We start from the raw sequence: 14,095 nt of genomic DNA, 5'->3' as shown, positions 1-14,095 counted from the left end.
GCATGCGAGTAGCCGGCGCGGGGGCTGTGGTCGCCGCTGTCACGGTCGGCGCACTGCTGGCTGCGCGCCTGGCCGGCGGCGAGGCCTTGCTGGAGGCGCCGGGCGATCCCGCCTACGCGTACTACACGAGCACCCACAGCGCCGGCTATGGCGGTATCGACCGCTGGGCGACCTACGGCATGCCGGTCGAGACATTGACCGGTGCGCTGCGCAACGCGGGTTACCAGTGTCAGTTGCCGCGCGAGCAAAGCGATGTGCAGCCCCTGAGCTGCAGCAAGCGCATGGCCTGGCCGGCGCGGACGCTGACGATCCAGGCCAGCATCGATTACGGCATGCGCGGCAGGCTGGTGTCCGCGGTCGCCCGCAGCGATATCGACGGCGCATGGGGTCAGCGCATTGGCGCATGGATGCGCGGACGCGGGTGGCTGGAGCCGCAGTCGCTGCGGGTGGGGGGCTTCGGGTACGACAGTGTCGATCTGCTGGCCTATTTCGCCGCGGACGCCGTCCGCAAGGGCGCCTGGCATGAGCACTGCGTGGATGGACTGGCCCTGAGCGACTGTCCTGGCCTGGCGCAGGCGCGGCGCAGGGACGGCTTCCCTGTGCTGCCTGAGGGCGCGCTGCCGGTGGGCCAGGCGGCCGACGTCATGCGCCTGATGGAGAAAGTGCGGCTGATGCCCGTCTTCGTGCGCGGCGCGGACAAGAAAGCGGGCGACAGCCTGCTGGTGCGCGTCGAGGGTGGCCGTATGTGGCTCGACTTCGCCGGCCGCGATCTGGCCGGGCGTGAGGCGAAGGTGTCGGTGGCGCTGGACAGCGTTGGGGGCGTGCCTGTTGAACTGATCGCGTCCCTGGGTGGCGAGAGCCGTTCGGTGTCGCTGTCCGGCGCGCCGAAGGCCGATAATGGCGGCGTGAAGATGCTGCTGCTCCCGGAGGCAGGCGAGGGCGGGCCGGTCTTCGCCAACTGGCTGGTCATGCCGAATGAGAATTATCCGGCGACATATGCGAAGCTCGGCCCCGCGCTGACGCAAGTGCATCCGGCTTTCCGTGGCGCGGCGGTGAAGGCCGTCCTTGGCAAGGCGCTGCAGCTGGACCGGCCCGAGGACAGCCTGGACCTGTATCCGGCCCTGCATACGATCGAAGAACGCGCCGCGGTGCTGCGACGCGCTGGCGTCGCTGACTGGATGCCGTCGGACGGCATGGCAGGGCAGGAGCCGGCCTTGCGCGCCGCCTGGGAGCTCGCAATGTGCGCGCCGGACGGCGAACAGGCATGCCTGCAGCGGCTGGCGCAGTCCGACCCTGAAGCGGCCGGCCTGCTGCGCGAGGCAGTCGCGGCGCAGTCTGCCGGCATATGCGGCGCTGGCGGCCGACCATCCGATCCGCATTCGTCTGAAACGCCTGGAGACTGCTCTTTGAAGACCACTATCATCATCGTCGCCATGGCGCTCGGCCTGGGACTCAGCGCATGCAGGAAGCCTGATCATGCGCGGGAGCGCGCTGCGTCGGTGATACCGATGGCGCCAGCCGCCGCGCGTGAAAGCGATCAATTCATGGCCGGGCGCGACTGGGGCAGCAAAGAGTCGCCGGTGAAGTTTTCCGAGTGCGAGGGCTCGGACGAATTCATGCGCGGCTGCCGCAGCGCCATCGAAGCGCGCCGCAAGCGGCAGGAAGAGGAGGGGGAGCGCTGGGCGCAGAATAATTCGCCCGCCAAGGCGTCCGAATGCCAGGGTGCGCCCCATGTGGCGCTGGGCTGCCGGCGCTACTACTTCGCCCACCTCGTCCAGCCGAAGCCGGCCGGGCAGGCCAAGTATGAAGGCATGACGACCGCCGAATGCCAGGCCGAGGTCAACGCCAACTACGAGCTGGCGCGCGAACTCGATCTTGAAGCCGGCAATATGCACTCCATCGCAGTCACCTGGAGTCGCAACTGGCAGCCTGAATTACAGGACTGCGAAAACTACGACAAGATCGCCGCCTTCAAGGCCGCCGCCGGCCGTTAGCCGCGCTTGCGGCGGCGGACGAGGCCCAGGGCGCCAAGGCCAAGGCCGACGATGGCCAGCGAGCCGGGTTCCGGGACGGCGTTAACCGTGATGTTGTCGACCGCCAGGTAGCTGCCGGCGTTACTGCTGGTGATGCTCAGCGACTTCAGGCCAGTGAACCCATTCAGTGAGAAGCTGGTGAAGTCATCGCCGGTCTGCTTGGACCAATTGGCCGCGGTGCTCAGATCGACGGTGTAGCTGATGGTGCTGCTGTCCATCCGGGTGCCGAACAACGTGGCGATAGCCTGGTCGCCTTGCCAGCTCACCAGGTCGATCTTGCTTACCGAAAATGCCGAACCGTTTTGGCTGCTCATGACGATGCCGCCAAAGCCCATCAGGAAGTCCGTACCGTTGTATGCCGTGCCTGCCGCATCGCCGCCGCCGCCATAGCCGGATGAGATGAAGTATTCCCAGGTATTGCCGTACGTGTTGTTGCCGTGGAAGTAGAAGCCATCCAGCGCAGCGTCGCTGTTGTAGAAATGGGTGTATTTGGTGCTGTCGCCTGCGTTATAGATGTAGTTATTGTTCGCAATATTGGTGCCGGCGAGGTTGTTGAAATTGATGACCGCTGCCTGGGACGAAGCGCAGAAGGCGAGGGCGGAAGCGAGGACGATGCTGCTGAACTTGGACATGAATGAAATCCGACTTAACAATGATTCTTCACGTTAAAGTAAATTTCAGGCCAGAAAATTAAGTTTCTTTGAAATCAAATAATTAGGGGCGACCCCAACTGCGGCCGCCCCTCAAATGTAAAGTTTTCCGACAGTTATGAAACGATCAGCTTGGTCGACTTCAGGTCGGCGCTGTTCGGGCCGACGGAGATCGTGAAGGAACCCGGTTCGACCAGGCGTTTCATTTCGAAGTTGTAGAAGCGCAGGTCGGTCGGCTTGATGTCGAAGGTGACGGTGCGCTTCTCGCCTGGCTGCAGCGTGAGGCGCTGGAAGCCTTTCAGCTCTTTCACCGGACGGGTGGCGGAGCTGATGTCGTCGCGGATGTAGAGCTGGACGACTTCATCGCCGGCCACCTTGCCGGTGTTGGCCACGTCCACCGACACCTTGGTCGTGCCGTCCACGCCGATCTTGGCGGAAGACAGGCGCGGCTCGGAGATCGCGAAGGTGGTGTAGCTCAGGCCAAAGCCGAAGGGGAACAAAGGCGTGGTCACGCCGTCGATATAGCCGCGGCGCGCGGAAGGCTTGTGGTTGTAGAAGATCGGCAGCTGGCCCGTATTGCGCGCGAAGGACACGGGCAGCTTGCCGCCCGGGTTGGCGCGGCCGAACAGCAGGTCGGCGGCAGCGAAGCCGGTTTCCTGGCCCAGGTACCAGCCTTCCACCAGTGCGTCCGCACGCTCGGCCAGCAGGTTCACGGACAGTGGACGGCCATTCAGCAGGAATACCACGGTCGGCTTGCCCAGGTCGAAGAGGGCCTTCGCCAGGTCGTTCTGCTGGCCGTACATGTCCAGCGACTGGCGGTCGCCCAGGTGATTGTCGGCCCAGGCTTCGCGGCTGGTCTGCTCATTGTCGCCCAGGACCATGATGATGGTATCGGCCTGTTTGGCCGCTTCCACCGCCTCGGCGATCAGCTTCGCGTTCACTTCCGGCTTGGTGAAGACGATTTCGTCCTTGCCCCAGCTGTGGCCTTCGGTGATGCGCACGCCTTCGGACCAGGACAGCTGGAAGCCCTGGCGGTCCGCCTCGGCTTTCAGGCCGTCGTAGATCGACACCACATGGCGCGGCACATTCGAGTAGCCGCCGATCGGCGTATCCTTGGCGTGCGTGCCGACCAGCAGCACCTTGCCGATCTTCTTCGGATTCAGCGGCAGCAGGCCCTTGTCATTCTTCAGCAGCACGGCGGAGCGCACGGCCGCTTCATGGGACAGGGCGACAGCGTCCGGCGTGGCGGTCAGCTTGTCGGCCAGGTCGGCGTCCACGTAAGGCTGCTCGAACAGGCCGGAGAGGAATTTCAGTTCCAGGATACGCGACACCACGGCGTCGATTTCCTTCACCGACACGCGGCCTTCCTTCACCAGCTGGGGCAGCATCTTGTAGCCGAAGATGTCCGGCGTTTCGATATCCACGCCGGCCTTGATGGCGCGGTAGGCGGCGTCCTTCTCGTTGTCCACCAGGCTGTGGCGGGTGATCAGTTCCTTGATGCCGAAGTAGTCGGACACGGTCACGCCCTTGAAGCCCCACTCCTCGCGCAGGACCTTGGTCAGCAGCCAGCGGTTGGCGTGCGACGGCAGGCCGCCGATCTCGTTATAGGACGGCATCACGGCCGCCACATTGGTTTCCTTGATCAGGCGCTCGAACGGCGGGAAGAAGTCTTCGCGCAGCGTGCGCTCGCTGATTTCCGCAGGACCGATATTGGTGCCGCTTTCCGGCTGGCCGTGACCGGTCATGTGCTTCAGCGTGGCGAACACCTTGTCCTTGGCCAGCTTGCGGTCCTCGCCCTGGAAGCCCAGCACGGCGGCCTTGCCCATTTCGGCGCACAAGTGCGCATCTTCGCCATAGGTTTCCTCGATACGGCCCCAGCGCGGCTCGCGCGCCACGTCCACCACCGGCGCCAGCGCCAGGTTGGCGCCGCGTGCGCGCATTTCGCGTGCGGCGACGGAGAACACCTTGCGCACCATGGCCGGGTCGAAGGACGAAGCCAGCGCGATCGCCTGCGGGAAGCTGGTGGCGTCGTTGGCCACATAGCCGTGCAGCGATTCTTCATGCATGAAGACGGGGATGCCGAGGCGGGTCTGTTCCACCGCCCATTTCTGGACGGCGTTCACGTAGACTGCGGTCTGGTAGGCGTTTCGGCCATTGCGGCCGCCGTCATCGCCGGCCACCACCACGTCGCCCGCGCCGGAGCCCATGCGGTCGGACGGACGGGCGATCATGCCCAGGCCGTAGGGGTGGGTCTTGGCGGCTTTCTCGCCCGAGAATTCACCCTTGTCTTCGACGGCGCTCTTGTCGGCCCAGATGCACAGCATCTGCGCGACTTTTTCTTCCAGGGTCATGCGGCCCAGCAGGTCCTTCACGCGCGACGGCACAGGCGCGGCAGGGTCCTTGTAGAGGGGCCGTGCTGCTGCGGCAGCCATGGCGGCTGGTGCGCCGATGGCGCTGACGCCTGCGACGCTGGATAGGGATGTGAGGAACTGCCGGCGCTTCATGTAGTGTCTCCTGTTTTTTTGATTTGAACTGATTGTTTTAGTCTGCGGGTGCTGAGGTTCAGCCTTCCATCTGCTCGAGTTCCTTACCGCGCGTCTCATACACGTAGCGCAGCACGAAGAACAGGGAAATTACTGCGGCCACGGTGTAGATGCCGTAGGCGCCAGCCAGGCCGATGCCGGCGAGCAGGATCGGGAACGTCACCGTGATGATGAAATTCGAAGTCCACTGGGCCGCACCGGCGACCGCCAGGCCGGAACCGCGGATCTGATTGGGGAACATCTCGCCCAGCATGACCCACATCACCGGGCCCCACGACAGGTTAAAGAAGATCACGTAGACATTCGCGGCAACCAGCGCGAGACACCCATCGATCCGGACAGTTGCAGCTTGCCGTTTGCGTCGAGGCCTGCGCTGGCGAATGCGAACGTGACCAGGCCGAGCGTCACAGCCATGCCGGCCGAGCCAATCCACAGCAGCGGCTTGCGGCCGATGCGGTCGATCAGGAACACGGTGACGATACAGGCGCCGATGCTCAGGGCGCCCGAGAGCACGTTAATCAGCAGCGCATCGCTCTCCGAGAAGCCAACGGCCTGCCACAGTACCGCGCCGTAGTAGAACACCACGTTGATGCCGACCAGCTGCTGGAAGGTGGCCAGGCCGATGCCGACCCAGACGATAGGGCGCAGCTTGCCGGTTGCCTTGTTGACCAGGTCGGACAGGCGCGGACGATGGTGGTCTTCGGACAGCGAAACGTCGATCGCGTCAAACTTGGCCTTGGCAGCCGATGCGCCATACAGGCGTTCCAGCACGGCCAGCGCTTCATCCTTGCGCTTTTTCACGACCAGGAAGCGCGGGCTTTCCGGAATCGCCAGCAGGAGCACCAGGAACAGCGCCGATGGAATCGCCATCATCCAGAACATCCAGCGCCACGCCTCTTGTCCGAGCCACAGCACACCGGTGGAACTGCCGGCTGCATTCGCCAGCACATAGTTGCTCAGGAAGGCGCAGAACAGGCCGCTGATGATCGCGATCTGCTGCACGGTGGCGAGGCGGCCGCGGTAGCGCGCCGAGGCGACTTCCGCAATGTAGGCCGGCGACATCACGCTGGCGGCACCGACCGCAAAGCCACCCAGCACGCGTGCCGCGATAAAGAACGCCGAGGTGGTGGCAAAGCCTGCGCCCAGCGCCGACAGCAGGAACATCACGGAGGAGATGATCAGCACTGCGCGGCGTCCCCAGCGGTCGCCGAGGCGGCCTGCGAAGAAGGCGCCTGCTGCGCAGCCCAGCAGCATCGAAGCGACTTCGAAGCCGATCCCGGCGGAAGTCGAATGGAAGGCCTGTTTCAGACCGTCGACCGTGCCGTTGATGACGCCACTATCGAAGCCGAACAGGAAACCGCCGATGGTGGCGATACAGCTGATCAGGATGATGAGCGCGGTGTTTTCCGCTTCATGCGTGGATTCGGTATTTTCTATTGCAATGCTGTTCATGTGTGTCCCCTCCTTTGTTTTTCAGGCCCGGCTCGCGCCGGGTCAGTGATTGTGGCGCGGCGTGTCGTCCGCTACACCACGGTACTTCAATGCCAGCTCCATGCAGGCCCCGCTTTCCATCTGGCCCACGGTAGCGCGGTACAGCTCCTGCCACGGCGTCTGGCTTGGCGGGTAGGCTGGAATGCCCTCCGCCTTGCGCTTCGCCAGTTCTTCTTCGCCGACCAGCATATTGCATTCGCCCTTGTTCAGGTCGATGCGTACGATATCACCAGTGCGGATATAAGCCAGTCCTCCGCCCACCGCGCTCTCCGGCGAAGCGTTCAGGATGGACGGGCTGTCCGACGTGCCGGACTGGCGGCCGTCGCCCAGCGTCGGCAGGTTCTTGATGCCGCGCTTGATCAGCGCATCAGGCGGCTGCATGTTCACCACTTCCGCCGAGCCAGGCCAGCCTACCGGACCGGCGCCGCGGATGACCAGGATGCTGTCCTCGTCGATGTTGAGCGAAGGATCGTTGATGCGCGCGTGGTAGTCGCCGGAACCGTCGAACACCACGGCGCGGCATTCGAACACATTTTCCTCGCCCGGGCGGCTCAGGTAGCGCTGGCGGAATTCTTCCGAAATCACGGAAGTCTTCATGATCGCGAAATTGAACAGATTGCCCTTCAGGACGAAGAAGCCGGCCTTGTCCTTCAGCGGCTGGTCGAACGGCGTGATCATCTCGCGGTCGACGCTCTCGTGGCCCTGCAGGTTCTCGGCCATGGTCCTGCCGGTGACGGTAGGGCGCTTCGAGCGCAGCTTGCCCGCCTGCTCCAGTTCCCACATCACGGCCGGCACGCCGCCCGCGCGGTGGAAGCGTTCGCCCAGGTATTTGCCGGACGGCTGCATGTTCAGCAGCAGCGGCACGTCGTGGCCGAATTCCATCCAGTCTTCCTGTTTGATCTCCACGCCGGCGTGGCGCGCCATCGCCATGATGTGCTGCTGGGCGTTGGTGGAACCGCCGATGGCGGCATTGACCACGATCGCATCCAGGAAGGCGTCGCGCGAGAGAATGGACGAAGGACGGATATCCAGCTTGGCCATCTCCACGATGCGCTTGCCCGTTTCGTAAGCCATCTGGCCGCGTTCGCGGTAAGGCGCCGGAATCGCGGAGCAGCCGGTCAGGGACATGCCCAGCGCCTCGGCAATCGCATTCATCGTGGACGCCGTGCCCATGGTGTTGCAGTGGCCCGAAGAAGGCGCCGATGCGGCCGCGATCTGCAGGAATTTCTCGTTGTCGATCTCGCCCGCAGCCAGGCGGCGGCGGCCTTTCCAGATCGCGGCGCCGGAACCCACCAGCTCACCATCGAGCCAGCCATCCAGCATCGGACCGCCGGACAGCACGATGGCCGGGATATTGACGGTGGATGCAGCCATGATCTGCGAAGGCGTGGTCTTGTCGCAGCCGGTGGTCAGCACCACTGCGTCGATCGGGTAGCCGTGCAGGATCTCGACCAGGCCCATATACGCCAGGTTGCGGTCGATCGCCGCGGTAGGACGGCGGCAGTTCTCGAAGATCGGATGCAGAGGGAATTCCATCGGGATGCCGCCCGCATCGCGGATGCCGTCGCGCACGCGCTTGGCCAGTTCCAGGTGGATGCGGTTGCAGGGGCTGATATCGCTGCCCGACTGCGCGATGCCGATGATGGGACGGCCGCTGCGCAGCTCTTCCGGCGTGATGCCATAGTTCATGAAGCGCTCGAGGTAGAGCGCGGTCATGTCGATGTGGTCGGGATTGTCGAACCAATCCTGCGAACGGTAACGGCGGGTGTTGCTCATGCTGCGTTCCTGTTGAAAAGGGGTTGCGGCAGGCCAGGCACGTCCACGCGGAAGGTGAACACGCCGCCTGCCAGCGGATACTGGGCGCGCTCCGCGTCCGTCAGGCCTTTCCAGGCCGTGGTCGCGAAGACCGTGCGCAGGTCCTTGCCGCCAAAGGCGATCTTGGTGATATTAGGGCAGGGCATCTCGACCGTGGCGGACAGTTTGCCGTCCGGCGCATAGCAGTCGATGCGGTGGCCGCCGAACATGGCGATCCACACATTGCCTTGCGAGTCGACGGTGCTGCCGTCCGGGTGGCCGGGGGCCGCCGTGCGCACGAACACGCACTTGTTGGACAGGCTGCCGTCCTCCGCCTTGTCGAAAGCGTACACCACCTTGCCCAGGGTGTCGGTATGGTAGAAGGTCTTGCCATCCGGGCTGGTGGCCGGGCCATTGGTGATGACGATGCCGCTGTCCATCTGCTGCAGGCCGCGCTTGTCCAGGCGGTACAGGGAGCCGGTAGGCGCTTCCTCGGCATTGTCCATGGAGCCGAACCACAGGCGGCCTTCGGCATCGACGCCGCCGTCATTCAGGCGGTTGCCGGGGATGGCCGTTTCCAGCACCAGCATCGGGCGGAAGCCCAGCTCCGGCGTGAACTGCATCAGCTGGCCGGGCAGGCCGCAGACGAAGCCGCCGCCTTCCACCGGCAGGGCGAAGCCGATTTCGCCCGGCGCATCCCAGCTTTGCTGCCCGCTGCCGTCTTCATTGACGCGGTGCAGGCGCTGGCCCTTGATGTCCACGAAGTAGAACGCGTTGTCGGCAGCGTGCCAGACTGGCCCTTCGGCCAGCTTGGCGCCGACGTTCCAGATGCAGCCTGGGGCGCTCATGAACCGTACCAGCCTGCGTCGACGAAGTAATCGCGGCCGGAGCAGCGGCCGGCATTGTCCGATGCCAGGAACAGGGTCAGCGCAGCCACATCTTCCGGCAATACGCGCTCCGGCAGGCATTGTGCCGACAGGATTTGCGCTTCCTGTTCCGGCGAGTACCACAGGGCCATCTGGCGCGCAGTCTGGATCTGGCCCGGGACGATGCAGTTGACGCGGATGCCGTCGGCGCCCAGGTCGCGCGCCAGGCCGCGGGTCAGGCCTTCAATGGCCGCCTTGGCGGTCATGTACAGGGTCAGGTTGCCCAGCGCCAGGTGCCAGGAGATGGAACCGAAGTTCAGGATCACGCCGCCGCCGGCGGCCTTCATGCCCGGCGCCACGGCTTGCGCGCAGAAGAACTGGTGGCGCAGGTTTACGGCCAGGCTGTCGTCCCAGTACTTGGCGGTGACGTCCTCCACGTTGTGGCGGTTGTCGTTGGCGGCGTTGTTGACCAGGATCTGTGTGGCGCCCTGTTCCTTCTCGATCTGGGCGAACACCGCAGTGACGGCGTCCAGGTTGGTCAGGTCGCAGCGGATGTATTTCGGCGCGTGCTTTTCACCGGCCAGGCTGGCGGCCAGGGCTTGCGAAGCTTCGTCCTGGATGTCGAGGAACACGACCTGCGCACCTTGTTTTACGAATGCCTCAACGATGGCTGCGCCGATGCCAGTGCCGCCGCCCGTGATGACCACGCGCTTGTCCGCGAGGTCGGGATAGGTGGCGAACACCAGTGGTTTTCTTGCTTCGGTCATGTTGCTTATTCTCCTGCCGCGATGCCGCGGCGTGCCAGGTTGCTGTAAAGGGCGCGAACGCCGAAAGTCCAGGGGGTGATCTGGTCGCTGCGCTGGACATGATTGATCAAAGCACCCAGCGACGGGCTGCTGATGGTGACGCGGTCGCCCATATGGTGGGTGAAGCCCGCACCTTTGGCGCCACGGTCCTTGATCGGCGAGAACATGGTGCCGAGGAAGAGCATGAAGCCGTCCGGATACTGGTGGTGCGCGCCGGCGGTCTGGGATACCAGATCCAGCGGATCGCGGCTGATTTCCTTCATGCGGCTGACGCCATCCAGCTCGAAACCGTCATTCGTGCCTTCGATGGTCATGCGCACTTCCGCATTGCGCACGCTGTCGATCGTGAAGTTGCCGTCGAACAGGCGGATGAAGGGGCCGATGGAAGTGGAAGCGTTATTGTCCTTGGCCTTGCCCAGCAGGAGCGCGCTGCGGCCTTCGATATCGCGCAGGTTGACGTCGTTGCCCAGGGTGGCGCCCACGGTTTCGTGGCGGCTGTTCACGGCCAGCACGATTTCCGGTTCAGGATTGTTCCACTCGGAAGCCGGGTGCAGGCCCACATCGGCGCCGAAACCAACGGCGGACATAGGCTGCGACTTCGAGAACACTTCGGCAAACGGGCCGATACCCACTTCCATATACTGCGACCATGCGCCGCGCGCCTGGAATTCCTTCTTCAGCTTTTCCGCGTCTTCCGAGCCGGGCTTGATGGAAGACAGGTCGGCGCCGATGGTGGACAGCAGTTCGGCGCGCAGCGCATCGGCGCGCGCCGGGTCGCCGCCGGCCTGTTCTTCGATCACGCGCTCCAGCAGGCTGACGGCGAAGGTCACGCCGCAAGCCTTGATCGCCTGCACGTCGCAGGGGGCCAGCAGGCGCGGCGCGTTCTGTTCGCCGGACAGGCTGGCTTCAATCAGCGCTTCCACGCTGCCCAGGTTCTCGCCCTGCACGCTGCGCACGAAATCGGCCACGTCGCTGCGGTCCAGCAGGTCGGCCATGATCGGCGCCCTGGCGGTGATGTCGATGATCTGGCCTTCGCGCACAACGACCACGCAAGGGCCGTTGATGTCGCCGCCGCGCCAGATGCGGCCAACCAGCAAAGCACTGCCCAGGTCCTGCGGCAGGCAGGAAGATGCGGTAACGGGTTTCATATGTCTCCTTGGAGTTCTGGTTTTGTGTTATCGGCCAAGGCTTGGCAGCTTGGGCGAGTACTTCCATCCCGGCACCAGGTACTGCATGGCCATCGCGTCATCACGCGCGCCGGTGCCGACTTTCTTGAACAACTCGTGTGCTGCTTCGATGCGGTCCATATCCGGCTCGATGCCCAGGCCCGGCGTGTCCGGCACGGCGACTTCGCCGCCCACGATCTGCAGCGGTTCCTTCGTCAGGCGTTCCTGGCCTTCCTGCCAGATCCAGTGGGTGTCGATGGCGGTGATCTTGCCCGGCGCTGCAGCAGCGGCGTGGGTGAACATGGCCAGCGACACGTCGAAGTGGTTGTTGGAGTGCGAACCCCAGGTCATGCCCCAGTCCTCGCACAGCTGCGCCAGGCGCACGGAACCCTGCATGGTCCAGAAGTGTGGGTCGGCGAGAGGAATGTCGACCGCGCCCAGCAGGTGGGAGTGAGCCATCTGGCGCCAGTCGGTGGCGACCATATTGGTGGCGGTCTGGATGCCGGTGGCGCGCTTGAATTCGGCCATGATCTCGCGGCCGGAGTAGCCGTCTTCCGGACCGCAAGGGTCTTCGGCATATGCCAGCACATGGCCCTGGCCGCGGCAGACGTCGATCGCTTCGCGCAGGCTCCAGGCGCCGTTCGGGTCGAGGGTGACGCGGGAATCGGGGAAGATCGCCTTGATCGCCTTCACGGCTTCCAGCTCGTCATGGCCGCGCATCACGCCGCCTTTCAGCTTGAAGTCGCGGAAGCCGTATTTCTCGGCGGCGGCGGCGGCCTGCTCGGCGATGCCTTGCGGGGTGACCGCTTCGCGGTGGCGCGCCGCGTACCAGCCGGTCTGGCCGTCGCCGGACAGGTAGGGCAGGTCGGTCTTGCTGCGATCGCCGATATAGAACAGGTAGGCGAGCATGGGAACGGTGTCGCGCTGCTGGCCGGAGCCGAGCAGTTCGCACACCGGCACGCCGAGGTGCTGTCCCAGCAGGTCGAGCAGGGCGGCTTCGATAGCCGTCACCACGTTTTCCAGGCGCAGGTTGATTTCGTGCGGCTGTTTCAGCACGGCCGCTTCCGCTTCGGAAGTGACCTGGTGCTGCATGCCGCCGCGGTTGCCGGCGATGGACGCACGCACGGAATTCAGGGTACGGTTAAAGCGGCCAATCTCGGTGCCTACCACGCGCGGGATCGAATTTTCCAGCGCGCGGTTGATGCCGGCACCGCCTGGAACTTCGCCGATACCGGTGTTGCCGGCGCTGTCCTTCAACAGCACGAGTGTGCGGATGAAGTACGGGGCATGCGCGCCGCACAGATTAAGCAGCATGCTGTCGTGACCCGCTACTGGGATCACGCGCATTTCCGTTACCAGGGGAGTGCCTCCGCTACCCTGAATTGTTGCGTGTACCATTTGATTATCCTAAAATGAATAGCGCTACCATTTCTCAAGTGTGAGGTATTTATGCGGGCAAGTCAACAGATGATGTGTGCGTCGGTGGCAGCACTGGCGCTGGGTTTATGCGGCACTGCAACAGCAGCTCAGCCGTTGCATTGGGTTACCTCGTGGGGTTCGGCGCAAATGGTCGTCGAACCGCAGAATGAATTGCCCGCCGCCGCCTGGAAGGAGGGCAGCCTGCGCCAGATCGTGCATACGACCCTGGGCGGCAAGATGTTGCGGGTACGCGTCAGCAATGTGCACGGCACCACCCCGCTAATAGTCGATGGCGCCAGCATTGCCCGCGCCGTGAAGCTTGGCACGGCGGACGTGGAGCCTTCCACGCTGCGCCAGCTGACGTTCGGCGGCAGCACCAGCGTGACGGTGCCCCCCGGCGCCGAGTATTACAGCGACAGCGTAACGCTGGAGCATGCGCCCGGTGCCGACCTGGCGATCACGCTGTATTTCAAGGATGCTCCGGCGCGCCAGACCGGCCACCCGGGTTCGCGCACCACCAGCTTTACGCTGCCGGGCCGCCAGGAGATGGCGGCGAGCTGGCCGGAAGCGGGCAAGGTGACCCGCTGGTATGCCATCACCGACATCGAGGTGCAGGCGCCGCGCAATATTGGCGCTTTGGTCACGATCGGCGACTCGATCACGGACGGCTACGGCACCACCACGGACGCCAACAACCGCTGGCCTGACTTCCTGGCCGCGCGCATGGCGAAGGAGGGCGTGAAGATGGGCATCGTCAATGCCGGTATCGGCGGCGGCCGCATGCTGCTGGATGGCCTGGGCCCGAACCTGGCGTCGCGCTTCGAGCGCGATGTGCTGGGCCGCAGCGGCGTGACGCATGCCCTGGTCTTCATTGGCGTGAACGATATGGGCGGCCTGCATCGCGCCGGCAAGGACACGCCGGAAGCGCGCCAGCAAATGCTGGAGGACCTGAAGCAGGCGCACCGCCAGATCGTGGAACGCGCCCATGTGCGCGGCGTCTGCGTGATCGGCGCCACGGTGACGCCTTATGCCGGCAGCGACTATTACAAGCCGGGCCCGGACAATGAAGCCGACCGCGTGGCCCTGAACCAGTGGATCCGCACCTCGGGCGTGTTCGATGGCGTGGCCGACTTCGATGCCGCGCTGCGTGACCCGGCCGCGCCCGACCGCCTGCGCAAGGATGTCGACAACGATGGCCTGCACCCGTCGATCGCCGGCTACCAGCAACTGGCAAACGCATTCCCGCTGGCGTCCCTGCGCCAGTGCAAAGCAGCTAAATAATTCATAATGTACGCCGGGCGCAGACCGGGCGACGCATCCTTAGGAG

Annotated in this window: 11 protein-coding genes; 2 read left to right on the top strand and 9 right to left on the bottom strand. The window is 64.5% G+C overall.

Annotated features, from left to right (window positions below; translation table 11 throughout):
- Positions 1 to 2 precede the first annotated feature (2 nt).
- Positions 3 to 1,994: a hypothetical protein gene (locus ACHMW6_RS32680; protein WP_395403410.1), complete on the top strand. Its 1,992-nt coding sequence runs from the start codon at positions 3 to 5 to the stop codon at positions 1,992 to 1,994.
- Here ACHMW6_RS32680 and ACHMW6_RS32675 read toward each other — a convergent pair.
- From ACHMW6_RS32675 to ACHMW6_RS32635, 9 genes are all read right to left on the bottom strand, one after another.
- Positions 1,991 to 2,665: a PEP-CTERM sorting domain-containing protein gene (locus tag ACHMW6_RS32675; protein WP_395403408.1), complete on the bottom strand. Its 675-nt coding sequence runs from the start codon at positions 2,663 to 2,665 to the stop codon at positions 1,991 to 1,993. The two genes, ACHMW6_RS32680 and ACHMW6_RS32675, sit on opposite strands and share 4 nt — an antisense overlap.
- A gap of 134 nt (positions 2,666 to 2,799) precedes the next feature.
- Positions 2,800 to 5,187, bottom strand: a complete 2,388-nt coding sequence (locus ACHMW6_RS32670) for a glycoside hydrolase family 3 N-terminal domain-containing protein (RefSeq protein ID WP_395403406.1) — start codon at positions 5,185 to 5,187, stop codon at positions 2,800 to 2,802.
- Between the two features lie 58 nt (positions 5,188 to 5,245).
- Positions 5,246 to 5,521, bottom strand: coding sequence for an MFS transporter (locus ACHMW6_RS32665; RefSeq protein WP_395403404.1), 276 nt, complete (start codon positions 5,519 to 5,521; stop codon positions 5,246 to 5,248).
- Positions 5,518 to 6,678, bottom strand: a complete 1,161-nt coding sequence (locus tag ACHMW6_RS32660) for a sugar porter family MFS transporter (protein ID WP_395403402.1) — start codon at positions 6,676 to 6,678, stop codon at positions 5,518 to 5,520. The genes ACHMW6_RS32665 and ACHMW6_RS32660 overlap by 4 nt, the downstream gene beginning before the upstream one ends.
- A gap of 42 nt (positions 6,679 to 6,720) precedes the next feature.
- Entirely contained in the window at positions 6,721 to 8,493 is a 1,773-nt protein-coding gene (locus ACHMW6_RS32655; protein ID WP_395403400.1) for an IlvD/Edd family dehydratase, read from the bottom strand.
- Positions 8,490 to 9,359: an SMP-30/gluconolactonase/LRE family protein gene (locus ACHMW6_RS32650; RefSeq protein ID WP_395403398.1), complete on the bottom strand. Its 870-nt coding sequence runs from the start codon at positions 9,357 to 9,359 to the stop codon at positions 8,490 to 8,492. Before ACHMW6_RS32650 ends, ACHMW6_RS32655 begins: the two co-directional genes overlap by 4 nt.
- Entirely contained in the window at positions 9,356 to 10,144 is a 789-nt protein-coding gene (locus ACHMW6_RS32645) for an SDR family NAD(P)-dependent oxidoreductase (protein ID WP_395403396.1), read from the bottom strand. The genes ACHMW6_RS32650 and ACHMW6_RS32645 overlap by 4 nt, the downstream gene beginning before the upstream one ends.
- Before the next feature lie 5 nt (positions 10,145 to 10,149).
- The gene (locus ACHMW6_RS32640) at positions 10,150 to 11,331 is read right to left on the bottom strand and encodes a fumarylacetoacetate hydrolase family protein (RefSeq protein WP_395403394.1); all 1,182 of its coding nucleotides are present in this window, start codon (positions 11,329 to 11,331) and stop codon (positions 10,150 to 10,152) included.
- Between the two features lie 27 nt (positions 11,332 to 11,358).
- Complete coding sequence (locus tag ACHMW6_RS32635) at positions 11,359 to 12,747, bottom strand: enolase C-terminal domain-like protein (protein WP_395403392.1); 1,389 nt, start codon at positions 12,745 to 12,747, stop codon at positions 11,359 to 11,361.
- Between the two features lie 168 nt (positions 12,748 to 12,915).
- Here ACHMW6_RS32635 and ACHMW6_RS32630 point away from each other — a divergent pair, with 168 nt between their 5' ends.
- Entirely contained in the window at positions 12,916 to 14,049 is a 1,134-nt protein-coding gene (locus ACHMW6_RS32630; protein ID WP_395403390.1) for an SGNH/GDSL hydrolase family protein, read from the top strand.
- Positions 14,050 to 14,095 lie beyond the last annotated feature (46 nt).

Origin of the sequence: Pseudoduganella sp. UC29_106 (assembly GCF_044055365.1) — a bacterium.
In the GTDB taxonomy this organism is placed as follows: Bacteria; Pseudomonadota; Gammaproteobacteria; order Burkholderiales; family Burkholderiaceae_D; genus Rugamonas.
Note: the sequence above shows the minus strand (reverse complement) of the source record. Positions and strands in the feature narration are given on the sequence as shown.

Coding starts and splice junctions, on each gene's coding strand:
- ACHMW6_RS32640 (WP_395403394.1), bottom strand. CDS start 11,331: ATGAAACCCGTTACCGCATCTTCCTGCCTGCCGCAGGACCTGGGCAGT.
- ACHMW6_RS32630 (WP_395403390.1), top strand. CDS start 12,916: ATGGTCGTCGAACCGCAGAATGAATTGCCCGCCGCCGCCTGGAAGGAG.
- ACHMW6_RS32650 (WP_395403398.1), bottom strand. CDS start 9,359: ATGAGCGCCCCAGGCTGCATCTGGAACGTCGGCGCCAAGCTGGCCGAA.
- ACHMW6_RS32655 (WP_395403400.1), bottom strand. CDS start 8,493: ATGAGCAACACCCGCCGTTACCGTTCGCAGGATTGGTTCGACAATCCC.
- ACHMW6_RS32680 (WP_395403410.1), top strand. CDS start 3: ATGCGAGTAGCCGGCGCGGGGGCTGTGGTCGCCGCTGTCACGGTCGGC.
- ACHMW6_RS32670 (WP_395403406.1), bottom strand. CDS start 5,187: ATGAAGCGCCGGCAGTTCCTCACATCCCTATCCAGCGTCGCAGGCGTC.
- ACHMW6_RS32645 (WP_395403396.1), bottom strand. CDS start 10,144: ATGACCGAAGCAAGAAAACCACTGGTGTTCGCCACCTATCCCGACCTC.
- ACHMW6_RS32660 (WP_395403402.1), bottom strand. CDS start 6,678: ATGAACAGCATTGCAATAGAAAATACCGAATCCACGCATGAAGCGGAA.
- ACHMW6_RS32635 (WP_395403392.1), bottom strand. CDS start 12,747: ATGGTACACGCAACAATTCAGGGTAGCGGAGGCACTCCCCTGGTAACG.
- ACHMW6_RS32675 (WP_395403408.1), bottom strand. CDS start 2,665: ATGTCCAAGTTCAGCAGCATCGTCCTCGCTTCCGCCCTCGCCTTCTGC.